Genomic DNA, 22,392 nt, shown 5'->3' with positions numbered 1-22,392 from the left:
CGTTGGGTGAGGGTGGGAGAGGAAGGTCGTACGAATCCGGCGGGAACCGGTGTGGTCCCGGCGGGAAGTCTGTGGGCCGGACGGTCGGGGGTGCCCGCCGTCCGGGCGTCCGGCGGGTCAGCCGGCTGCGGTCAGGGGACCGATGCGGTACAGGACCTCGGGCTCGTGCGGCCCGTCCGGGAAGAGGTCCGTGTCGAACAGGACCTCGCGCTCAAGCCGGGCACCGTGCCGCTCGGCGAACGAGGTGAACAACCGCTGGGACGCGGTGTTGTCGGGGGAGATGGTGGTCTCCAAGGTCGTCGTCGCGCACTCCGCGACAGTGCGGGCGACCAGCCCGTCCAGCAGTGAAGCCGCGAGCCTTCGTCCACGGTACGCCTCGTCCACGGCCACCTGCCACACCAGCAGCGTGTCCGGCCGGTCGGGCCGGAGGTAGCCGGTGACGAAGCCGACCGGCACCCCGTGCCCGTCGCGAGCGACGGCCGAGGTGGCGGCGAAGTCCCGGCACCAGAGCAGGTAGCTGTAGGACGAGTTCAGGTCGAGGACCTTGGAATCCTTCGCTATCCGCCACAGGGCGGCGCCGTCGGCCACTCTCGGACGATCGATTTGCAGGTCTGCTTGCGGGGCAGTCATGTAAATCGAATTTACCGAGGGAATTTCAAAATTGCATCGCCGGATGGGGTTACGGATCGGCGCCTCGTGTGTTATCACGCGGGCGCGTACCCCTGCGCGAGTCGACGGCAACTTGTGGTGATTTGACCGGGTCATATGTAGCGAAGCGGACAGCATGTGTATCGGGTCACAATCTCGTAACCCATGCGAGACGTGTCCGAAATGCGTAGCTCCACGTTCGCGGAATCTTTGTGTTTAGGTCAAGAGAAAGCGGGCAGAAGAATATGGGATCCTGCGCTGGACGGGAATTCCTCTATTGTGTAAGTGCGGGATAAGGGAATTCCCTTGAATTTATGCTCCGGAAAGGCCGGCTCCGACCGGCCGTTCCCAGGCGTCCCCGGCGGCCCGCCGGGCGCCCTCCGGATCGGCCTTCCGTCCCGTCCCCGTCAGCGCGGCACCCAGTGCCGTCAGGCAGCCCTGTACGGCCATGAGCGTCGCGTCCGGACCGTAGTGGTTGACCCGGACCATCTCGGCGGCCAGCGCGCCCCCGCCCGCGGCCAGCGGCAGCGCGGGGTCGGCCGCCAGGGCCCGGGCCACCAGCGCGGACGCGTCGACGTCCGACGGCGTCCGCAGGGTGGTGGCGACCGGCGCCGCCTCCTTCGCCTCGTACACGTACGGCTCCAGGCCGCCCAGCGCGAGGGCGCCGGCCCGGGTGGCCGCCGCGGCCGCCGCGTGCCGCGCCATCACCGTCTGTGGGCCCTCCGCCTCGATGCGCTCCACGCAGGCCTCCAGCGCGAGCATCTCCAGCTGGGCCGGCGCGTGCGGCAGGGCCTTGCGGCCGCCGTCGATCCAGCGCTCCTTCCAGTCCAGCAGCGAGAGGTACGACCGGCGCGGTGCCGCCGGGTTCGCCGCCATTCGCGCCCATGCCCGCTCGCTGACCGACACCGCCGAGACTCCGGCCGGACCGCCCATCGCCTTCTGCGCGCCGATCACGCACAGGTCCACGCCCCACGCGTCCGGCAGCACCGGCTCGGCGCCCACGGAGGCCACGGCGTCCAGGTAGAACAGCGCGCCGTGCGCCCGGACGGCCTCGCCGATCTCCACGACCGGGTTGGTGTTGCCGGTCGCCGCCTCGGCGTGCACCAGGGACACGAAGTCGATCTCCGGGTGCTCGGCGAAGGCCCCGCGGACCTGCTCGGCGGAGACCGCCGTGTGGAACGGCACGGCGAGATCGTGCACGGTCGCGCCGCAGTCTCGCAGCCAGTTCCCGAAGGTCTGCCCGTACGGTCCGGTGACGATGTTGAGCGCGACGGTGCCCGGCCCCGCGGCGGCACGGATCGCGCCCTCCAGCGGCAGCAGCGCCTCACCCTGCATGACCACGACGTCCTGCGCGGTGCCGAGCAGACGCGCGACCCGGTCCTCGATCGCGGCGAAACGGCCGGCGCTCAGCGGGGGGAGGTCCAGGAGGGGATGGGTCACGGCGGGGCTCTCTCCAGTACGGCTGGTGTACGGAACGTACGAGTCGAGAGTAACCATGACCACTCCCGGCACTCGCTACCGAGTCCATCCGTTGCGACACCCCCACGCCCGGAATTGTGGCTTCCGCAACAGCGGTGAGCCTCTCCGGGCTGATGAACTCCCCTCTGTGTTCGCTGTCTTGACACTCTTCGCCGTCGCGGTGGCCACCGCCGTCGTTGTCCTCCGGGCGACCCCGAACAGGGCGCGCCGCGACGGCCGGGGGTCCGCCGCAGCCCCCGTACCACAGCCCGCGGCCTCCCCGGCCGCCGGTGCGCCGTTCCGGGTGCTCGCCGGGTGCGCCGCCGCCGGGGCCGTCCTGCTGTACGCCTGGGGCGTGCTGTGCGTGGCCTTCGCGGTCATGGAGGCGGAGGACGGCGGCACCGGCTCCGCCCCGCTGCGGCCCTGCCGCACGGACGAACACCCGGAGCTGTCCGGGCGGATCGTCGACTACTCGGTCTCCTGGCTGCCCCTCGGCTTCCGCTGCGAGACCGCCGACGGCGACGGCTACACCTCCGACGACGTCCCCGGTTACGTCAACCCGGGCACCGCCGTCCTCGCCCTGACCGCCGCGGGGAGCGCCGTCGCGGCCGGGTACGCGACCGAACCGCGGGCCCGCGCCGCAGCGCGGAACGGTGGCGATGACCGGCCTTTCGAACACCCCCGGGGCCCGGTCTAGGGTGCGAGCATGAGCGATCGCGCGGTGCTGCACGTGAAGGGTCGGGTGCTCGTCGGTCCCGATGAGGTCCGTGACGAGGTGTGGGTGATCGACGGCCGGGTCTCCTACGACCGGCCCGCCGGAGCCACCGACGTCCGCACCGTCGAGGGGTGGGCGCTGCCCGGCCTGGTCGACGCGCACTGCCACGTCGGCCTCGACCAGCACGGCGCCGTTCCGGAGGACGTGGCCGAGAAGCAGGCGCTGACCGACCGGGACGCGGGCACGCTGCTCATCCGCGACGCGGGCTCACCGTCCGACACCCGATGGATCGACGACCGCGAGGACCTGCCGAAGATCATCCGGGCCGGCCGGCACATCGCCCGTACCCGCCGTTACATCCGCAACTACGCCTGGGAGGTCGAGCCGGACGACCTCGTCGCCTACGTCGCCCAGGAGGCCCGCCGCGGAGACGGCTGGGTGAAGCTGGTCGGGGACTGGATCGACCGTGACCTCGGCGACCTGTCGGCCTGCTGGCCGCGCGGCGCCGTGGAGGCGGCGATCGCGGAGGCCCACCGCCTCGGCGCCCGCGTCACCGCGCACTGCTTCGCCGAGGACTCCCTGCGCGACCTGGTCGAGGCCGGCATCGACTGCGTCGAGCACGCCACGGGCCTCACGGACGACACCATCCCGCTCTTCGCCGAACGGGGCGTCGCCATCGTGCCGACCCTCGTCAACATCGCCACCTTCCCCGCCCTCGCCGACGGCGGCGAGTCCCGCTTCCCGCGCTGGTCGGCCCATATGCGCCGGCTGCACGCACGCCGCTACGACACCGTGCGCAGCGCCTACGACGCCGGTATCCCCGTCTTCGTCGGCACCGACGCGGGCGGCTCCCTGGCCCACGGCCTGGCGGCGGCGGAGGTCGCCGAGCTGGTCACCGCCGGCATCCCGCCCCTGGAGGCCCTCGCCGCGAGCACCTGGGCCGCGCGGAGCTGGCTCGGGCGCCCCGGCCTGGACGAGGGCGCGCCGGCGGACCTGGTGGTGTTCGACGAGGACCCGCGCGCGGACGTGCGCGTGCTCGCCGCTCCGCGCCGGGTGGTGCTGAACGGGCGGGTCGTCGGTTAGCCGAGGGGGTGACACCGGCGAACACCCGTGCCGAAGGATTCGAAAGGGTTCGCCAAAACTCCACGAAGGGGTGAAGTGACCCTGGATCGCTGACGGTTCGGCGTGCGCGGGGACATTCTTTCCGGGTCCCAAGCATGTCGCTCATGCGTGTCCCGCACGCATGTCTCACTGGGGGTCCCACCACCTTGAACGGCAACACCTTCCGCACGCCCGCACGCCGCCTCGCCATCGTCACGGCGGCCACGGCCCTGGCCGCGGGTCCCGCGACCCTGGCCGGCGCGGGCGCCGCCCACGCGACCGGTGACCACGGCCGCGCGAGCGCCACCGTGCTGCGCACCGGGCTCGACGTCTCCCTGCTCAACAAGACCGTGAACGTCCCGCTCGCGGTCACCCTCAACGAGGTGCACGCCCCCGAGAGCGCCGAGAAGACCGCGCTGACCGCCCGGCTGGACGGCGTCGACGGCGGCAGGCCCTTCAGCGTCCTGCGCGCCGACGTGGCCGAGGCCAAGGCGACCGCGAACGCCGGGAAGAGCGAGGGCCACACCAGGCTCGCGGGCGCCCGGCTCCACGTCCCAGGACTGCCGCTGCTGTCGGTGATCGAGGTCGAGCAGGTCACCTCCAGGGCGACCTGCGAGGCCGGGAAGAAGCCGGCCGCCGAGGCCAACCTGCTGGGCACCGTGACGGTCCTCGGCAAGAAGGTCACGCTGACCACGGCCGGGACGACGGACGTGAAGGTGCCCGGCGTCGGCGAGGTGCGGCTCGACCTGTCGAAGACCGAGACCACCTCCCGTACGGCCGCCGCCACCGCGCTCGAACTGAAGGTGTCCGTCAACCCGCTCGACCTGAACGTCGCCGAGGTGCACGGCACCGTCACCCTGGCGAAGGCGACCTGCGAGGCACCGACGGCGCCCGCGGACGAGGCCGAGCAGCCCCCGGTGAAGGCCGAGGAACCCCCGGCCGACCCGGACGCCGAACCCGCCGCCGAACCGGCGACCGACGTCAAGCCCCAGGGCGCCCCCGCCGAGGCCGACCTCGCCGAGACGGGCGGCAGCTCCGCGACCCCGTACGTCGCGGCCGGCGCCGCGGCCCTGGTCCTGGCGGGCGGCGGGGTGCTGGTCCTGGCGCGACGCGGGCGCGGCTGAGGCGCGGGGGAGTTTCGGGCGGGGACGTGCGTGCGGGGCCGGTTCTTTCTGTCGGCGCGCGTCCCGCCGAGGCGGGCCTCGCGGAGAGGGGCGCAGCGTCGCCATCCCGTACGCCGCGGCCCTGGGTCAGGCGCGAGGGGGGACGGGCCGGGCGGGGCGTGCGTGCGGGGCCGGGCCCCTCTGCCCCCTCTGCGCGCGGCCCGTCGCGCCCGGCTGGTTCCGTCGGTGCGCCTCCCGTGGGGCTCCGGTCCCGGACCGGTGCGGGTGCGGTTGACCCGTGGCAGGGGTGACGAGGGCCGGCCGGGCCGTCAGGCCGGTTCCGTCGTCGCCCGTGCCAGCGCCCGCAGGAACCTGTCGGACGTGGCCCGGTCCCGTACCGCGAGGCGCAGCCACTCCTCGTCCAGTCCCGGGAACGTGTCCCCGCGCCGTACCGCGAATCCGAGGCCGCGCAGCCGGTGGCGCACGGCGGCGGCGTGCGGGAGGCGGACGAGGACGAAGGGGCCCTCGGCGGGCTCGACGACCCGCAGGCCCGCCCCGGCGAACTCCCCGAGGCCGGCGACCAGATGGGCGCGGTCGGCGGCGACGCGGTGGGCGGCGTGGGCCGCCTCCGCCAGCGCCCGCGGCGCCACACACGCCTCGGCCGCCGCCAGCGCGGGCGTGGACACCGGCCACAGGGGCTGCGCGCGCTCCAGCTCGGCCACCGTCTCCGGGGCCGCCAGGACGTATCCGATGCGCAGCCCCGCCAGCCCCCACGTCTTGGTGAGGCTGCGCAGGACGACCAGCCCCGGTACGTCGACGCGCCCGGCCAGCGCCTCCCGCTCGCCCGGCACCGCGTCCATGAACGCCTCGTCCACGACCAGGGTCCGCCCGGGACGGGCCAGCCCAGCGAGCACGGCCGCCGGGTGCAGGACCGACGTCGGGTTGGTCGGGTTGCCGACCACCACCAGGTCGGCGTCCTCCGGGACGGCCGCAGGGTCGAGGCGGAAGCCGTCGGCGGCCCGCAGCAGCACCCGGCCGACCGTGTGCCCGGCGTCCCGCAGCGCCGCCTCCGGCTCCGTGAACTGGGGGTGCACCACGACCGGCCGCCGCACCTTCAGCGCCCGCGCCAGCAGCACGAACGCCTCCGCCGCCCCCGCCGTCAGCAGCACCCGCTCCACCGGCAGCCCGTGCCGCTCCGCCACCGCGGCCCGCGCCGCCCGCCCGTCCGGGTAGGCGGCCAGCGAGCCCAGCGAGGCGGCGACGTGCTCGCGCAGCCACACCGGGGGCGTGTCCGCGCGGACGTTCACCGCGAGGTCCACCAGCGCCGAGCCGTCGTCGCGTACCTCGGCGTCCCCGTGGTGCCGCAGGTCGTGGCCGCGGGTTCCCGCCTCAGCGCGCATGGGAGTGTGCGTGTCCATACGCGTGATGGTGCCGCACCCCGTCCTCCGGCCCGGCGCCCGGGTCCGTCGTCCCGCGCCCGGACCGGCGTACCACCGCGCAGGTCGCCCGCGCCGGACGCGCCGCCGACCTGCGCTTGGGCACGAGGAGCGCACCGCCGCCCGCCAAAGCCGCCGCCTCGGCGACCGACGCGGTGCCCACGGCCGAGAGCGCGGCACCGGAGGGGTGGGGCACCCCGACCTCCGCCAGTTCCACGGCGCTGTAGGTCACCAGCGGCACGCCCAGCCGCTCGGCGGCCCCGGCGATCCCGGGCTCCGCGGCCTTCGTGTCCAGGGTGGCCAGCTCCGTGACCGACGCGGAGTCCAGCCCCGCTTCACTCAGGGCCCGCGCCACCAGCGTGAGGACCTCGTCGACCGGCACGCCCCGGGAGGCACCGACACCGACGACGACCGACGACGCGGGCCGCACCGCACGTCCGGGCATGGAATCCGCTCCCCTCCTGCGCGTCCTGCGCATATTTACCGCCGTTGCCGCTGTCGTGCACGCGTGAACGCGCCCTGATCGGATAGCAAGGGCCCATGGCGGTCTTCGTCGCGCTCGGCGCGTTCCTGATGACGCTGGCCGGCGGCTGGACGGCGCAGCGCGTGACCGACCGGCGCCACCTGGTCCTGGGGCTGGCCGGCGGCCTGATGCTGGGCGTCGTCGGCCTCGACCTGCTGCCCGAAGCACTGGAGGCGGCCGGCGACGAGGTGTTCGGCGTACCCGAGGCACTGCTCCTCTTCGTCGCCGGCTTCCTTTTCGCGCACCTGGTGGAACGCCTGCTGGCCGCCCGCCGCGCCGCGCACGGCGCCGACGAGCACGAGCGGCGCTCGCCCCAGGTGGGCCTCACGGCGGCCGCCGCGATGGTCGGGCACAGCGCGATGGACGGCGTGGCGATCGGCGCCGCCTTCCAGGTAGGCGGCGGCATGGGCACGGCGGTCGCGATGGCCGTGATCGCCCACGACTTCGCGGACGGCTTCAACACCTACACGCTGACCAGCCTGTACGGGAACGCCCGCCGCCGCGCGATCGCGATGCTGGTCGCCGACGCCCTGGCACCCGTGGCCGGCGCGGCCTCCACCCTGCTCTTCACGATCCCGGAGGGCGCGCTCGGCGCGTACCTCGGCCTGTTCGGCGGCGTACTCCTCTACCTCGCCGCGGCCGAGATCCTGCCCGAGGCCCACCACGAGCACCCGGCCCGCTCGACCCTGCTGTGCACGGTCGCCGGCGCGGCCTTCATCTGGCTGGTGGTGGGCATCGCGGAGTGAGCGGCCGCCGTTCACGACGCCCGGCACCTCTCCACGAACCGGCGGGCGACGGAGGGCTCGGCCGCCCAGTGCGTGTGCAGGTAACTCGCGTGCACGCCACCCTCGACGAACCCCTCGACGCGCCGTTCGGGCGTCCGCATCCCCCACGCCGGCGTCGCCCCGGCCCCCGGCTCCACGAGCGTCCGGTGGAACTCGTGCCCCCGCATCCGCGTCCCCGCCACGGCCAGCGGACTGTCGGTCAGGGCGACGCAGTCCCGGTACCCGAGGGTGAGCCGCCCCGACATCCGCGCCGAGGCGTCCAGCACCCCGCACATGGGCAGCCCGTCCAGCTCCCGGCCCAGGTACAGCAGCCCCGCACACTCCGCCGCGACGGGCGCACCCCCGAGCGCCAACTCGGCGACGGACTTCCGGAGCCCCTCGTTGGCCGACAACTCGGAGACGTACACCTCCGGAAACCCACCCCCGATCACCAGCCCCCGGGTCCCCTCCGGCAACTCCTCGTCCCGCAGCGGATCGAAGACGACCACCTCGGCGCCGGCCGCGGTGAGCAACTCGGCATGCTCGGCATAGGAGAAGGTGAACGCGGCCCCACCAGCAACGGCAACTTTCAGCCCGTCCGGCGTTTGAGGACGAGGCCGTCCAGGCCGAAGCGGGGGTCTGGGGGCGGCAGCCCCCAGGTTCGGGACGGGAAGGGGCGGCGGGGGCGAAAAACGATGCACCTCACCCGCATCCCAGGCCGCACCGCCCAACGCCCCCGCCCCCCGGGCCAGCCCGACCAGCCCCTCCAGATCACACCCGTCGGAGACCAACGCCGCCATCGCCCCGACGGCGTCGACCGCCGCCGACCCCCGCTCGGCAACCGGCACCAACCCCAGATGCCGAGACGGCGTCTGAACCGGCGCCGCCCGCCGCAACGCCCCCAGCACCGGCACCCCGACGGCGTCCAACGCCTCCCGCAGCATCGCCTCGTGCCGGTCCGACCCGACCTTGTTCAGGATCACGCCCCCGACCCGTACGTCCGGATCGAAGGACACGAACCCGTGCACCAGCGCCGCCACGGACCGCGACTGCGCCGACGCGTCCACGACGAGCACCACGGGCGCCCGCAGCAGCTTGGCCACGTGTGCGGTGGAGGCGAGTTCGCCTTCCCCCGCCGCCCCGTCGTACAGCCCCATCACGCCCTCGATCACGGCGATGTCGCAGCCGCGCGCCCCGTGCAGGAACAGCGGTTCCACCAGCTCGGGCCCGCACAGGTAGGCGTCGAGGTTGCGTCCGGTCCGCCCGGTGGCCAGCGCGTGGTACCCGGGGTCGATGTAGTCGGGCCCGACCTTGTGCGGGGAGACGGCGAGCCCCCGCGCGGCGAGCGCGGCCATCAGCCCGGTGGCCACGGTGGTCTTGCCGCTGCCCGAGGAGGGCGCGGCCACGACCAGCCGGGGGACGGAGGCTGTCACCACTCGATGCCCCTCTGCCCCTTCTGCCCGGTGTCCATCGGGTGCTTGACCTTCGACATGTCGGTGACCAGGTCCGCGAAGTCGACCAGCTGCTCCGGCGCGTTCCGCCCGGTGATCACGACGTGCTGGGTGCCGGGCCGGTCGCGCAGCACGGACACGACCTCGTCGGTGTCGATCCACCCCCAGTGCATCGGGTAGGCGAACTCGTCCAGTACGTACAGCTTGTACGTCTCGGCGGCCAGGTCGCGCTTGACCTGCTCCCAGCCCTCCCGGGCCTTCTCCTCGTTGTCCTGCTGCTGGTCACGCTGGACCCAGGACCAGCCCTCGCCCATCTTGTGCCAGTCGACGGTGCCGCCCTCGCCGGATGCGCCGAGCACCCGCAGGGCGTTCTCCTCGCCGACCTTCCACTTGGCCGACTTGACGAACTGGAACACCCCGACGGGCCACCCCTGGTTCCAGGCACGCAACGCCAGCCCGAAGGCGGCGGTGGACTTGCCCTTCCCGATCCCCGTGTGCACGAAGACCAGCGGCCGGTTGCGCCGCTGTCGGGTCGTCAGTCCGTCGTCCGGTACGACACTCGGCTGTCCCTTGGGCACTACGCGGCCCTCCTTGTTCCGGTATCCCGCACATCCTTGACCAGCCCCGCGATCGAGTCCGCCCGCAACTCGTCGAGGGTCACCGCCGTACCGCCCAGCTCACCCGCGAGCTGCCCGGCGAGCCCCAGCCGGACCGGCCCCGACTCGCAGTCCACGACCACGGAGGCGGTGCCCTCGGCCGCGAACAGCCGCGCCGCGCGTCCCGCCAGCGCCACCGGCTCGACACCCCCGGTGGCCCGCCCGTCCGTCACCACCACGACCAGCGCCCGCCGTGCCGGGTCCCGCAGCCGCTCCACCCGCAGCACCTCGTGCGCCTTGAGCAGCCCGGCCGCGAGCGGTGTACGCCCGCCGGTCGGCAGCGACTCCAGCCGGGCCGCCGCCGCGTCCACCGACGAGGTCGGCGGCAGCGCCACGTCGGCGGCCGAACCCCGGAAGGTCACCAGGCCCACCTTGTCCCGCCGCTGGTAGGCGTCCAGCAGCAGCGACAGCACGGCGCCCTTCACGGCGCTCATCCGCTGCCGTGCCGCCATCGACCCGGAGGCGTCCACGACGAACAGCACGAGGTTGCCCTCACGCCCCTCGCGGGTCACCTGCCGCAGGTCGTCCCGGCGTACCACAAGACCGCGCCCCGCCCGGCCGCGCTCCCGCTGATGCGGAGCCGCCGCCTGCACGGTCGCCGCCAGGTGCAGCTTGGTCAGCGCACCCCGCGGCCGGCGGGCGCCGGTGGTCCGCCCGTGCTCGGTCCGGGCCCGGGAGCGCCGCCCGGCGGCCCCCTCGCCGAGTCCGGGCACGCTCAGCACCTTGGTCCGGAACGGCTCGGCGGCCCGTACGGCGGACCGCTCCCCGGCACCGGCCCCGGCAGGCTGCGGCCCCCGGTCCTCAGCCGCCTCGGGCGAGGCACCCGCGTCCTCACCGCCCGCGTCCCCGCCGCCCTGCGGACCCTCCTCGGGCGGCTGCCCACCACCGCCACCGGGACCGTCGGGTCCGGGGTCGGGGTCCGGATCGGGGTCGTCCTCGCCCTGGTCGCCGAACTCCTCCAGCGTCTCGTCGAGCTTGTCCTCGTCCAGGCCCGGCGCGTCGAAGGGGTTGCGCCGACGCCGGTGCGGCAGCGCCAGCAGCGCGGCCTGGCGGACGTCCTCCGCCAGTACGTCGGTCCGCCCGGCCCAGGCCGCCAGCGCGGTCGCGGTCCGGGCCATCACGATGTCGGCCCGCATGCCGTCCACCTCGAAGGCGGCACAGGTCGCCGCGATCTGCCGCAGCGCCGCGTTGCCGAGCGTCACCGACGGCAGCAACTCCCGGGCCGCCACGATCCGCGCCCGTACGGCGGCCTCCTCGTCCGCCCAGCGCGCGACGAAACCGGCCGGGTCGTCGTCGTGCGCGAGCCGGCGCCGTACGACCTCCACCCGCTGGTCGGGCTCGCGCGAGGCGGCGACCTCCACCGTCAGCCCGAACCGGTCCAGCAACTGCGGCCGCAGCTCGCCCTCTTCGGGGTTCATGGTGCCGACCAGCAGGAACTTCGAGGCGTGCCGCACCGACACGCCCTCGCGCTCGACGTACGACGCGCCCATCGCGGCGGCGTCAAGGAGCAGGTCCACCAGGTGGTCGTGGAGGAGGTTGACCTCGTCCACGTACAGGATCCCGCGGTGCGCGTCGGCCAGCAGGCCCGGCTCGAAGGCCTTCACGCCCTCCGCGAGCGCCCGCTCGATGTCGAGGGCGCCGACGAGCCGGTCCTCGGAGGCGCCGACGGGGAGTTCGACCATCCGCGAGGGACGCTCGGTGGCCGTCCCGGGCTCGTGCGGACCGTCCGGGCAGCCCGGGTCGGGTGCCCCCGGGGAACAGGAGAAGCGGCAGCCGGGGACCACTGCCACGGGCGGCAGCAGCGCCGACAGCGCGCGTACGGCCGTCGACTTGGCGGTGCCCTTCTCGCCGCGCACCAGCACGCCGCCGACCGCCGGGGAGACGGCGTTCAGCAGCAGCGCGAGGCGCAGGTCGTCCTGGCCGACGACGGCCGTGAACGGGAACGGGGTACTGGTCACTTGTTGTCGTCCTCCACGTCGCGTGCGTCGCGCTTGTCGTGTGCGTCGCGTTCGGGTTCCCGCGGGCTCATGCGGGCGCCCCCGGTGGCACGAAGGGCAGTCCGGGCGGCGTGCCGGACTCGATGAGCCGCCACAGCGCGTCGGTGTCCGCGTGCTGTTCGATCAGGTCGCCGAGCCGGTCGAGCTGCTCCTCGCGCAGCGCGGCGAACGAGGTGTCGGGGGCCGGCACGAACCGGCGGCCCGCGGCGGCGGCCACCTCGCGCAGGAACGCCCGCCTGAAGCCGTCCGACTCCAGCGAGCCGTGCCAGTGCGTGCCCCAGGTGTGGCCGACCCGGCAGCCGTCCAGGAAGGGTGTGCCACCCAGGACTTCGGCGACCCCGTGATGGATCTCGTACCCCTCGACACGCTCGCCGAGAGCCTCGCCCACCGGCCGCGTCAGGGTCTTCTCGCGGGCGAACCGCACCCGCACGGGCAGCAGCCCCAGCCCGTCGACGTGCCCGGCGCGCGACTCCACGTCGTCCTCGATGTGCTCGCCGAGGAGCTGGAACCCGCCGCACACACCGAGCACGGGCCGGCCCTCGGCCACCCGGCGTGCGATGCCGTCCGCCAGCCCCCGCTCGCGCAGCCACTCCAGCGCCCGGACCGTCCCGCGCGTCCCCGGCACGATCACCAGGTCGGCGTCGGCCAGTTCCTCCGGCCGGTCCACGAACCGCACCACCACGCCCGGTTCGGCGGCCAGCGCGTCCACGTCCGTGAAGTTGGACATCAGCGGGACGGCACAGACGGCGACCCGCAGCACATCCTCGCCCACCGGCGGCGCGACCACGGACTCCCGCACCGTGCCGCGCAGCGACACGCGCAGCCCGTCCTCCTCGTCGATGCCGAGCCCGTGCCGGAAGGGCAGCACACCGTACGTCCGCCGTCCGGTCAGGCCGTGCAGCATGTCGAGGCCCGGCTCCAGGAGCGACACGTCGCCGCGGAACTTGTTCACGAGGAACCCGGCGACCAGCGCCTGGTCCTCGGGCGAGAGCAGCGCCACCGTGCCGAAGAAGGAGGCGAAGACGCCCCCGCGGTCGATGTCGCCGACGATCAGCACGGGCAGCCCGGCGCCCCGCGCGATCCCCATGTTCACGATGTCGGTGCGGCGCAGGTTGATCTCGGCCGGGCTGCCCGCGCCCTCGCAGATCACCGCGTCGTAGGTGCCGCGCAGCTCGGCCAGCGAGTCGAGCACCGTGCCGAGCAGCCGCTCCTGCCGCCCGCCGTGGTAGCCGCGGGCGGTCATCTCGCCGACCGGCCTGCCGAGCAGCACCACCTGGCTGCTGCGCTCACCGCCGGGCTTGAGCAGCACCGGGTTCATCAGCGCGGTCGGCTCCACCCGGCAGGCCTGCGCCTGCATGGCCTGCGCCCGCCCGATCTCCGCGCCCTCGCGCGTCACGAAGGAGTTGAGCGACATGTTCTGCGCCTTGAAGGGCGCGACCTTCACGCCCCGGCGCACCAGCCAGCGGCAGATCCCGGCCGTGACGACGCTCTTGCCGGCGTCGGAGGTGGTGCCGGCGACGAGGAGTCCACCGTTCATGACGTACGTCCCTTCCTGAGTGCCCCGCGCACCAGCAGCCGCGCGCCCGCGCACACGCCGAGCGCCAGCCAGCCCACGCGCCGGGAGAGCCGTACGGCCCGTTCGATGTCGCCGGAACCGGCCCGGACGGCGCGCCCCGCCGCCCCGTTGAGGACGGGCCGGTGCTCGACCCGCCCGCCGTAGGAGAGTGTCCCGCCGAGCCGCACCCCGAGGGCCCCCGCGAACGACGCCTCCACGGGGCCGGCGTTGGGGCTCGGATGCCGCCCGGCGTCCGCGCGCCAGGCCCGAACGGCGCCCCACGGATCGCCGCCGGCCACGGTGGTCAGGAGGGCGGTCAGGCGGGCGCCCGGCCAGCCCGCGAGGTCGTCGAGGCGGGCCGAGGCCCAGCCGTACCGCCGGTACCGGGGCGACTTGTGGCCGACCATGGCGTCCAGGGTGTTCACCGCCCGGAAGCCGAGCAGGCCCGGCACGCCGCCGACGGCACCCCACACCAGGGCGCCCACCACCGCGTCCGAGGTGTTCTCGGCGACCGACTCCACGACCGCCCGGGCGACACCGTCGGCGTCCAGCGCCTGCGGGTCCCGCCCGCACAGGTGCGGCAGCCGCGCCCGGGCCGCCTCGACGTCCCCGGCCTCCAGGGCCCGGCCGATGAGGAGGGCCTCGCGCGCCAGCGACGTACCGCCGACCACGGCCCAGGTGGCCGCGCCGGTCAGCGCGACCGAGGCGGCGGGGGAGCGGCCTACGGCGTGCGCGGCGGCCGAGCCGAGGGCGGTGGCGCCACCGGCGCACACCAGGGTGTGCACCGCGCCCCAGCCCCGGTGGTCACGCCACAGCACCCGTTCCACGGCACCGGCGGCGCGGCCGAACGCGGCGACCGGGTGTCCGCGGCGCGGGTCGCCGAGGAGGAGGTCACCGAGCAGGCCGGCGGCGGCGCCGTACGCGAAGACGCGTCCGGCACGCACGCCTTCAGCCGGTCACACGGGCAGGGGAGCACCTGGTACTGAACGTCGGTCGGCAGCCGGGCATCGCGTCGCGTCCTCACTCAGGGTGTCCACGCCCTGGTTCGAAGAGTCCGGCGGTGAGAGTTCCTGGCTACCGGGGTCTGCTCCCCGGTCACAGTGGCGGGACCGCGCCGGAATCGCACCGGGCTTCCTCTCCTGCCGCCGTAGATGGCCCCGGAAGTCCACCACGGCCCGAGAACACCCGTCAACCTGGCGTTGACCTGCGACGGGGGGGTGTGCGAAGCCCCACACACGGGTGGTGTGCGCCGGTACACGAAGAGGCGGGGCGCGCGACGGTCCGAGTCCGTCCCGCGCCCCGCCCCGGGGTGTGCGGTGGGTCAGGCGACGATCAGGTAGATCCCGTACGCCACCGCCGCCGCGCAGGCCGCGAAGCACGCGTACGCGCCGGTGACCGCGAAGGCAGCGGAGCCGCCCTCGGCGGTGGCCCGCTCCTGGCGGGAGAGTCCGACGATGCCGAGGGTGAACAGGCCCACCAGGGCCACGGTGGCCACGAGGCTGACGCCGAAGACGGAGCCCAGTGCTGCCCAGTCGATGCTCATGGGGGTTCGCTTCCTTCGTACCCGGGACGCGGGCTCAGACGGTGGTGGTGGCCGACGGGGTCTTGGCCTCGGACGGGTCGGCCGGGACACCGGCCGTCGGCTCCTCGGTCACGCCCGCCGGGGGCGGGGACACGGCGGCCATCGCCGTGGTGACCACACCGGCCGACTCGGGCTCGTGGGGGTCGACGACGTTGGTGTGGTCGACGACCTCGCGCCGGGAGAGCTTCCAGATGGCGGCGCTGGAGACCACCAGGAAGACCGCGACGACGGCCGTGCCCCAGTCGCCGAGGCGGCAGACCCACTCGGCGATCGCGGCGACCAGGGCCGCGGCCGGCAGCGTCAGACCCCAGGCGACGAACATCCGGGTGGCCGTGGACCAGCGCACCACGCCGCCCTTGCGGCCGAGGCCCGCGCCCATCACCGCACCGGAGACCGAGTGCGTGGTGGAGAGGGAGAAACCGAGGTGGGAGGAGGCCAGGATGACCGTCGCGGCGCTGGTCTGGGCGGCGAAGCCCTGCTGCGGCTGCAGGTCGGTCAGACCCTTGCCCATGGTGCGGATGATGCGCCAGCCGCCGAGGTAGGTGCCGAGCGCGATGGCGACGCCCGCGGAGAGGATGACCCACATGGGCGGGTCGGAGTCGGGGGCGAGCGAGCCGCCGGTGACCAGGGCGAGCGTGATGATGCCCATCGTCTTCTGCGCGTCGTTGGTGCCGTGGGCCAGCGAGACCAGCCCGGCGGAGGCGATCTGCCCGGCGCGGTAGCCCTTGGCGGCGGCCTTGCCGTCGGCCCTGCGGCCGAGCTTGTACGTCAGCCGTGCGCCGAGCAGCGCCGCGAGGCCCGCGACGAGCGGGGCGGCGATCGCGGGGATCAGCACCTTGGTGACGAGCGCGTCACCGTTGACCGCGCCGACGCCGGCCGAAGCGACCGCGGCACCGATCAGACCGCCCATCAGGGCGTGCGAGGAACTGGACGGGAGGCCGACCAGCCAGGTCAGCAGGTTCCAGAGGATCGCGCCGACCAGGGCGGCGAAGATGACCTCGGGACGGATGCCGGTCTCGTCGACGAGACCCTTGGAGATCGTGTTGGCGACCTCCACCGAGAGGAAGGCGCCTACAAGGTTGAGGACGGCGGACATCGCCACCGCCACCTTGGGCTTGAGCGCACCGGTCGAAATGGTCGTTGCCATCGCGTTCGCGGTGTCGTGGAAACCGTTCGTGAAATCAAACGCGAGTGCGGTTACCACCACAATCGCGAGGATCAGCGAGAAGCTTTCCATTTACCCAGGCAATCGTTCGAGGTCATTGGCTGGACGAACGTAGGTAACCATGGTGAACGGAAGATGAACTGGGCAGGGCGTCACGGTGACCGGAAGCGGTGTCACCGCCTCCCTGTGCGTGGCCGTTCCGGTGCTCTCCGGAGACGCCCCTGGCAGGGTCGCCGCGAGACCGGCCGGTGACGTGCCGGGAGAGACGCGGAAGCGCTCGTGAGGAGACGGTGACTGTGACGTATTCGCGGGTCGGACGGGCCGGCCCGGACGAGGAGCGGGCCTGGGCGGAACTCGTCGCGGCGGCGCGGCGCACGGTCGCGGACGGGCTCGTGGTGGGCACCTCCGGCAATGTCTCGGTGCGCGTCGGCGACACGGTCCTGGTCACCCCTTCGGGTGTGCCGTACGACCGTCTGGCCCCGGGTGACGCGACCGGCGTCGGCCTCGACGGACGACAGGTGCTCGGCACCCTGGTCCCCACCAGCGAACTGCCCCTGCACCTCGCCGTGTACCGCGCGGACGACGCCGCCCGGGCCGTCGTCCACACCCACGCCGTGCACGCGACGGCCGTCTCGCTGCTGGTACCCGAACTGCCGCCGGTGCACTACATGGCCGCCGCGCTCGGCGGCCCCGTCCGGGTCGCGCCGTACGCCGCCTACGGCACCGACGAACTGGCCCGCGGCATGCTCGACGCCCTCACCGGCCGCACCGGCTGCCTGCTGCGCAACCACGGCACGCTCACCTACGGCACCTCCCTCGACCAGGCCTACGACCGCACCGCCCAGCTGGAGTGGATGTGCCGGCTCTGGCTGACGGCCTCCTCGGTCCCCGGCCGCACGCCGTCGCTCCTGACGCCGGGGCAGCTGGCGGAGGCGGCGGAGCGGCTCCAGGGGTACGGGCAGCCGGGCTGACGGCGCGTACCCGGCCCGTTCCGGGGTACCGGCAGCGGGACCGCACCATGGCTCCCGGCCCCGGCGGACCCGCGGCAGGCGCCCCTGACGGAGCGCCGTCACCCCCCGTCCACCGCCCACTGGCCGCCCGAGGACTCCACCAGGAGACTGGCCCCATGCGCACTGTCACAGCAACGGCCGCCGCCCTCACCGCAGCCCTGGCGGCCGGCGCAGCGAGCGTCGCCGCCGGCCGGCTCGCCAGCGACGCCGCGCTCAAGGCGCCGCCCGGGCGGCCGCTGCCCACCGAACCGCGGCTCACCGTGCACGGCACCGCGGCCGGCCGGATCACCCTCACCCGGGACCTGGCCGCGCTCCGCCCCGGCCGGTACGGGCTCGCCGGTGACGGATCCCACGCGGTCGTCGGCCCGGTCCTCGGCACAGCCGAGCACGGCGCCGACACCGTCGTACGCCGCCTCGAACGCGTCACGCACGGCACGCTGGAGGCCGGGGACCGGGCCTGGTTCACGCCGAACCTCTACGTCGGCAATCCGGGCAGCGCCCTCGACCTCGACCACGCCGACGTCGAGATCCCGGGCGAACTCGGCCCGCTCCCGGCCTGGTTCGTGCCCGGCGCCCGCCCGACCTGGATCATCGCCGTGCACGGCCTGGCCGCCACCCGCGAACATGTCCTGAACCTGCTGGCCCCGCTGCACGAGCGCAGCGTCCCGGTGCTCGCCCTCGCCTACCGCGGCGACTTCGGCGCGCCGCCCTCGCCCGACGGCCTGCACCACTTCGGCGAGACCGAGTGGCGCGACCTGGACGCCGCCGTCCGCTACGCCCTCGACCACGGCGCCCGCCAGGTCGTCCTGCTCGGCTGGTCCACCGGCGCCACCATGGCCCTGCGCACCGCCGCCCTCTCCGGCGTACGCGGGCGCATCGCGGGGCTCGTACTGGACTCCCCGGTCCTCAGCTGGGAAACGACCCTGCGCGCCCTCGCCGCCGCCCGCCGCACCCCCGGACCACTCCTGCCGCTCGCCGTCCGCGCCGCCCAGGGCCGCGCCGGACTGCACGTCGACCGCGACACCGGCACGGCGGGCCTGCACCGCCCCGCGGTCCCCACGCTGATCTTCCACGGCCCCGGCGACAAGGTCGCCCCTTGGCGGCTCTCGCAACGCCTGGCCGAAACCCACCCGCGCCTGGTCGCCCTGCACACCGTCCGGGACGCCCCGCATGCCGCCATGTGGAACGCCGACCCCGACGACTACGAAGAGAAGCTGCGCCGCTTCATGACCCCCCTGGTGTGACCCCGGCACCGCCCCGTCGCAGTGCGTGACCCTCCGGTTCCGTTTAGGGCCGTACCACTGGCCTGATCCGCTCCCCGGACAGCGCGCCCGACCCCCGACTCCGCCCTCCCCGGCGCCCGTCGGGGCATTCCGTTTGGGTTTTCGGACCGTCAACCGGAAGACTGCACCCGTGACGTCCCGTATCCCGCGCGACTCCAGGCTTCGACTCGTCCGCCCACGACCCCTGGCCGCCGCCCCCCAAGCGATCAACCAGCGGCGTCCGCGCCGCCCCGCGCCCCGCCCCCCGGAGGGCACACCGGCCCGGTCGGAGCTGGCCCGAATGGCGCGTTCCGGTCTGGCCGGCGCGGCCCGCGTCGCCCGCTGGGCCGACTCCGCGCTCGGCCCCGGCCGCGGCAGCGCGACCGCCGACGGCAAGGCGACCCTCTCCGACGCGACCGCCGACCAGGCGGCCCGCGAACTGGGCCTGACCGCGACGAAGATCCGCGCCGACTGGGACACCGCCCGCCTCGCCGGACTGGTCGAGGTGCACGGCGACTCCGCCCGCCCCGGCTGGCGGCTGCGCGCCTGGAACCGCGACGACAGCGCCGTGCTGCGCGGCTGGGTCGCGCTCTTCGACGCCTGGTCGCTCGCCCACCCCGAGCCCGCCGGCGAGGAGCCCGCCGCCGTCGCCGAGGTCGTCTCCGCGATGCCCCAGGTGCTCTCCTTCCTCCAGCTGTCCGCCGGGCCCGTCCCCGTGGCACAGCTCCTGGACCTGCTGGAGCAGCGCGTCACCGAGCTGCGCACCGAACGCTGCGAGGTGCCCTACGGCCCCCGCCTGGAGCCCGGCACCCAGCCGGTCCCGGACGTCACCGCCGACACCCCGCTGGCGCCCCTCCTCGACTGGGCCCTGCACGCCCTCGCCTCCGTCGGCGCCCTCACCTGCGGCGACGGACAGGCCACGCTCACCCCGCTCGGCAACTGGGCGGTCTGGGTCAAGCTGGAGCAGATCTGCGTGGCCGCCCAGAGCCCCGCCGGGAACATCGAGCAGTCGGCCGAGGGCATGCTCCGCGGCTGCGCCCGACTGCGTCCCAACGCCGCCCGCGCCGAGTACCGCGCCTGGCTCGCCGCCCGCCCCGTCGGCAGCGCCGTCGCCGAGCTGCTCGGCGCCGCGCGCGGCGAGGACGCCCTGCTGCGCGGCCTCGCCTTCGACGCGCTGCGGGTCGTCGGCGCCCCCGCCGAGCCCGACGTCCGCGGCGTGGCCGACGAGCCGACGCTGCGGCCGTACGCCCTGCTGTGGCTGGCCGAGCACGACGGCGCCGACCCCGAGGACGCCCACGAGGTCCTCACCCGCCGGGAGGCCACCTGGCTCTGGGTGGACACCGCGGCCGCCGTCGCCGACCACGGGGAGGCACCGCTGCTCGTCCGGCACCTGGAGGCGGCGGTCCAGTTCACCGTCCCGGCGCTGCTCGACGAGGTCCGCGCGGTCGGCCACCCCCGCACCGTGCAGGTCCTGGTCGCGCTCGCCGCCGCCCACCCCGACCCCGCGCTGGCCAAGGCCGTACGCCGGGCCGCCTTCCAGGTCCACACCGGCGGCAGCTGACCGACGGGGCGTGCGCGGCCGTAGATCTAGCCGCGTATCTCCGGCGCGTACGTCCCGAAGCTCCAGATGTTGCCCTCCAGGTCACGGGCCATGTAGTCCCGCGAGCCGTAGTCCTGGTCCGTCGGGGGCATCAGGATCTCCGCGCCGTGCTCCACGGCCCGCCGGTGATGGGCGTCGACGTCCTCCACCACGACGTACACCCCCGTCGTGCCGGAGTTCTTCATCGCCTCGTCGAAGCGGCTGCCCGTGCCCTTCGAGCCGAGCATGACCGCGCCGTTGCCCTGGGCCAGCTCGGCGTGGGCCACCGTGCCGTCCTCGCCCTCGTACACCGCCAGCTCCCTGAAGCCGAAGGCCTCGGTGAGCTGCCGGACCGCCGCCTTGGCGTCCGCGTACAGCAGCGTCGGGTAAATGCTCGGGCGCCCGCCGTCGGTGCCTGCCATGCCGATCACTCCCTTGTGAGCCGGTGGACGGTGCCGGACCGGCCCCGTGCGTCCAGTCTGGCACCGCCCACTGACACCGGAACCGGGGAAAAGAGCTTGCACCGCCCCGTTAGACTGGCCCCCATGGCCATTCTCCTCGCGCATTAGACGGCGGGAAACGTCCTCAGCCGCCCATCCCGCCCCCACCCGCCCCAGGAGTCTGACCGTGATCTCCGCCTCCGGCATCGAGCTGCGCGCCGGTGCCCGCGTCCTCATCGAAAGCGCCACCTTCCGCATCGCCAAGGGCGACCGCATCGGCCTGGTCGGCCGCAACGGCGCCGGCAAGACCACCCTCACCAAGGTGCTCGCCGGCGAGGGCCAGCCCGCCGCCGGCGCCGTCACCCGTTCCGGCGAGGTCGGCTACCTCCCGCAGGACCCGCGCACCGGCGACCTCGACGTGCTCGCCCGCGACCGCGTCCTCTCCGCCCGCGGCCTCGACGCACTGATCCGCAAGATGCGGGAGAACGAGCAGCGCATCGCCAACGGCCAGGGCGCCACCCGGGAGAAGGCGCTCCGGCAGTACGAGCGCCAGGAGACCGAGTTCCTCACCAAGGGCGGGTACGCCGCCGAGGCCGAGGCCGCCACCATCGCCGCCGCGCTCAACCTGCCCGACCGGGTGCTCGGCCAGCCCCTGCACACCCTCTCCGGTGGTCAGCGCCGCCGGATCGAGCTGGCCCGGATCCTGTTCTCGGACGCCGACACCCTGCTGCTCGACGAGCCGACCAACCACCTCGACGCCGACTCGATCGTCTGGCTGCGCGACTATCTGAAGACCTACCGCGGCGGCTTCATCGTGATCTCCCACGACGCCGACCTGGTCGAGACGGTCGTCAACAAGGTGTTCTACCTGGACGCCAACCGCTCCCAGATCGACATCTACAACATGGGCTGGAAGCTCTACCAGCAGCAGCGCGAGGCCGACGAGAAGCGCCGCAAGCGCGAGCGGCAGAACGCGGAGAAGAAAGCGTCCGCGCTGCATTCGCAGGCCGACAAGATGCGCGCCAAGGCCACCAAGACCGTCGCCGCGCAGAACATGGCCCGCCGGGCGGACAAGCTGCTGGCCGGTCTGGAGGCCGAGCGGAAGTCCGACAAGGTCGCCAAGCTCCGCTTCCCGGAGCCCGCGCCCTGCGGCAAGACCCCGCTGATGGCCGAGGACCTCTCCAAGTCGTACGGCTCCCTGGAGATCTTCACCGACGTCGACCTGGCCATCGACAAGGGCTCCCGCGTCGTCATCCTGGGCCTCAACGGCGCCGGCAAGACCACGCTGCTCAGGCTCCTCGGCGGCGTCGAGAAGCCCGACACCGGCCAGGTCGTCGAGGGCCACGGCCTCAAGCTCGGCTACTACGCCCAGGAGCACGAGACCCTCGACCCCGAGCGCACCGTCCTGGAGAACATGCGCTCCGCCAACCCCGACCTCGACCTCGTCGCGGTCCGCAAGACGCTGGGCTCGTTCCTGTTCTCCGGCGACGACGTCGACAAGCCGGCCGGCGTCCTGTCCGGCGGCGAGAAGACCCGCCTCGCGCTGGCCACCCTCGTGGTGTCCTCGGCGAACGTGCTGCTCCTCGACGAGCCCACCAACAACCTCGACCCGGCCAGCCGCGAGGAGATCCTCGGCGCGCTGCGCACCTACAAGGGCGCGGTCGTCCTCGTCACCCACGACGAGGGCGCCGTCGACGCCCTCCAGCCGGAACGGATCATTCTGCTTCCGGACGGCGTCGAGGACCTGTGGGGCGCCGACTACGCGGATCTCGTCGCCCTGGCTTGATCGAAAGGATGATCCACTGAGTATGGATCATTCGGCCGAGTCGTGATCCACCATCTGTGTGAGATCTCCTCATCAAGAGGTGTGTCCTACATCCAATGCGCGGCCGGACCCCCCGTTGCCGGGGGTCCGGCCGCGACGCCCATCTGCCCTGGCATTACTCT

The 22,392-nt window shown here is 74.1% G+C and carries 19 protein-coding genes, 1 pseudogene and 1 riboswitch; of the genes and pseudogenes, 8 read left to right on the top strand and 12 right to left on the bottom strand.

Features of this window, described 5'->3' with window-relative positions; all coding sequences use genetic code 11:
* Positions 1-117: 117 nt before the first annotated feature.
* A complete protein-coding gene (ectA, locus tag ACFWR9_RS24505; RefSeq protein ID WP_383845713.1) occupies positions 118-630 on the bottom strand; it encodes a diaminobutyrate acetyltransferase in 513 nt (170 codons plus the stop codon).
* A gap of 330 nt (positions 631-960) precedes the next feature.
* Positions 961-2,088 (bottom strand): pyridoxal-phosphate-dependent aminotransferase family protein, encoded by a 1,128-nt coding sequence (locus ACFWR9_RS24500; protein ID WP_383845711.1) that lies wholly within the window; start codon positions 2,086-2,088, stop codon positions 961-963.
* Positions 2,089-2,266: 178 nt separating this feature from the next.
* Between ACFWR9_RS24500 and ACFWR9_RS24495 the strand changes: the two genes are divergently transcribed.
* From ACFWR9_RS24495 to ACFWR9_RS24485, 3 genes are all read left to right on the top strand, one after another.
* The gene (locus tag ACFWR9_RS24495; RefSeq protein ID WP_383845709.1) at positions 2,267-2,803 is read left to right on the top strand and encodes a hypothetical protein; all 537 of its coding nucleotides are present in this window, start codon (positions 2,267-2,269) and stop codon (positions 2,801-2,803) included.
* 9 nt (positions 2,804-2,812) lie between these two features.
* Positions 2,813-3,904, top strand: a complete 1,092-nt coding sequence (locus ACFWR9_RS24490) for an amidohydrolase family protein (protein ID WP_383845707.1) — start codon at positions 2,813-2,815, stop codon at positions 3,902-3,904.
* A gap of 185 nt (positions 3,905-4,089) precedes the next feature.
* On the top strand, positions 4,090-5,046 hold the full coding sequence (locus tag ACFWR9_RS24485; protein WP_383845706.1) for an SCO1860 family LAETG-anchored protein: 957 nt from the start codon (positions 4,090-4,092) through the stop codon (positions 5,044-5,046).
* Between the two features lie 308 nt (positions 5,047-5,354).
* Here the strand turns inward: ACFWR9_RS24485 and cobC are convergent, their stop codons facing one another.
* On the bottom strand, positions 5,355-6,443 hold the full coding sequence (cobC, locus tag ACFWR9_RS24480) for an Rv2231c family pyridoxal phosphate-dependent protein CobC (RefSeq protein ID WP_383845704.1): 1,089 nt from the start codon (positions 6,441-6,443) through the stop codon (positions 5,355-5,357).
* Between the two features lie 52 nt (positions 6,444-6,495).
* Positions 6,496-6,906, bottom strand: a pseudogene (locus tag ACFWR9_RS24475) (cobalamin biosynthesis protein); the annotation flags it as partial.
* 95 nt (positions 6,907-7,001) lie between these two features.
* Between ACFWR9_RS24475 and ACFWR9_RS24470 the strand changes: the two are divergent.
* Complete coding sequence (locus ACFWR9_RS24470; protein WP_383845702.1) at positions 7,002-7,730, top strand: ZIP family metal transporter; 729 nt, start codon at positions 7,002-7,004, stop codon at positions 7,728-7,730.
* Between the two features lie 11 nt (positions 7,731-7,741).
* On the opposite strand, the gene ACFWR9_RS24465 is transcribed toward ACFWR9_RS24470, so the two are convergent.
* The 7 genes from ACFWR9_RS24465 to ACFWR9_RS24435 form a co-directional block, all read right to left on the bottom strand.
* Entirely contained in the window at positions 7,742-9,184 is a 1,443-nt protein-coding gene (locus ACFWR9_RS24465) for a cobyrinate a,c-diamide synthase (RefSeq protein WP_383845700.1), read from the bottom strand.
* On the bottom strand, positions 9,178-9,777 hold the full coding sequence (cobO, locus tag ACFWR9_RS24460; RefSeq protein ID WP_383845698.1) for a cob(I)yrinic acid a,c-diamide adenosyltransferase: 600 nt from the start codon (positions 9,775-9,777) through the stop codon (positions 9,178-9,180). Before cobO ends, ACFWR9_RS24465 begins: the two co-directional genes overlap by 7 nt.
* On the bottom strand, positions 9,777-11,813 hold the full coding sequence (locus ACFWR9_RS24455) for a putative cobaltochelatase (RefSeq protein WP_383845696.1): 2,037 nt from the start codon (positions 11,811-11,813) through the stop codon (positions 9,777-9,779). The genes cobO and ACFWR9_RS24455 overlap by 1 nt, the downstream gene beginning before the upstream one ends.
* 67 nt (positions 11,814-11,880) lie before the next feature.
* Positions 11,881-13,389, bottom strand: coding sequence for a cobyric acid synthase (locus ACFWR9_RS24450; protein WP_383845694.1), 1,509 nt, complete (start codon positions 13,387-13,389; stop codon positions 11,881-11,883).
* Positions 13,386-14,351: a cobalamin biosynthesis protein gene (locus ACFWR9_RS24445; protein WP_383845692.1), complete on the bottom strand. Its 966-nt coding sequence runs from the start codon at positions 14,349-14,351 to the stop codon at positions 13,386-13,388. Before ACFWR9_RS24445 ends, ACFWR9_RS24450 begins: the two co-directional genes overlap by 4 nt.
* Before the next feature lie 99 nt (positions 14,352-14,450).
* A riboswitch (cobalamin riboswitch) is annotated at positions 14,451-14,593 on the bottom strand.
* A 135-nt stretch (positions 14,594-14,728) separates the two neighbouring features.
* Positions 14,729-14,950, bottom strand: a complete 222-nt coding sequence (locus tag ACFWR9_RS24440; RefSeq protein WP_383845690.1) for a hypothetical protein — start codon at positions 14,948-14,950, stop codon at positions 14,729-14,731.
* A 34-nt stretch (positions 14,951-14,984) separates the two neighbouring features.
* On the bottom strand, positions 14,985-16,226 hold the full coding sequence (locus tag ACFWR9_RS24435; protein ID WP_383845688.1) for an anion permease: 1,242 nt from the start codon (positions 16,224-16,226) through the stop codon (positions 14,985-14,987).
* 224 nt (positions 16,227-16,450) lie between these two features.
* On the opposite strand from ACFWR9_RS24435, the gene ACFWR9_RS24430 reads away from it, so the two are divergent.
* From ACFWR9_RS24430 to ACFWR9_RS24420, 3 genes are all read left to right on the top strand, one after another.
* On the top strand, positions 16,451-17,125 hold the full coding sequence (locus ACFWR9_RS24430) for a class II aldolase/adducin family protein (protein WP_383845686.1): 675 nt from the start codon (positions 16,451-16,453) through the stop codon (positions 17,123-17,125).
* Positions 17,126-17,280: 155 nt separating this feature from the next.
* Positions 17,281-18,408 (top strand): alpha/beta hydrolase, encoded by a 1,128-nt coding sequence (locus ACFWR9_RS24425; protein WP_383845684.1) that lies wholly within the window; start codon positions 17,281-17,283, stop codon positions 18,406-18,408.
* Between the two features lie 169 nt (positions 18,409-18,577).
* Positions 18,578-19,987, top strand: a complete 1,410-nt coding sequence (locus ACFWR9_RS24420) for a hypothetical protein (RefSeq protein WP_383845682.1) — start codon at positions 18,578-18,580, stop codon at positions 19,985-19,987.
* Positions 19,988-20,013: 26 nt separating this feature from the next.
* Here the strand turns inward: ACFWR9_RS24420 and ACFWR9_RS24415 are convergent, their stop codons facing one another.
* Positions 20,014-20,427: a VOC family protein gene (locus ACFWR9_RS24415; RefSeq protein ID WP_383845680.1), complete on the bottom strand. Its 414-nt coding sequence runs from the start codon at positions 20,425-20,427 to the stop codon at positions 20,014-20,016.
* 205 nt (positions 20,428-20,632) lie between these two features.
* Here ACFWR9_RS24415 and ACFWR9_RS24410 point away from each other — a divergent pair, with 205 nt between their 5' ends.
* Positions 20,633-22,231: an ABC-F family ATP-binding cassette domain-containing protein gene (locus tag ACFWR9_RS24410; RefSeq protein WP_383845678.1), complete on the top strand. Its 1,599-nt coding sequence runs from the start codon at positions 20,633-20,635 to the stop codon at positions 22,229-22,231.
* Positions 22,232-22,392 lie beyond the last annotated feature (161 nt).

This window comes from Streptomyces sp. NPDC058534, assembly GCF_042717365.1.
Lineage (GTDB): Bacteria > Actinomycetota > Actinomycetes > Streptomycetales > Streptomycetaceae > Streptomyces.
This window is presented reverse-complemented; position numbering and strand designations above follow the sequence as displayed.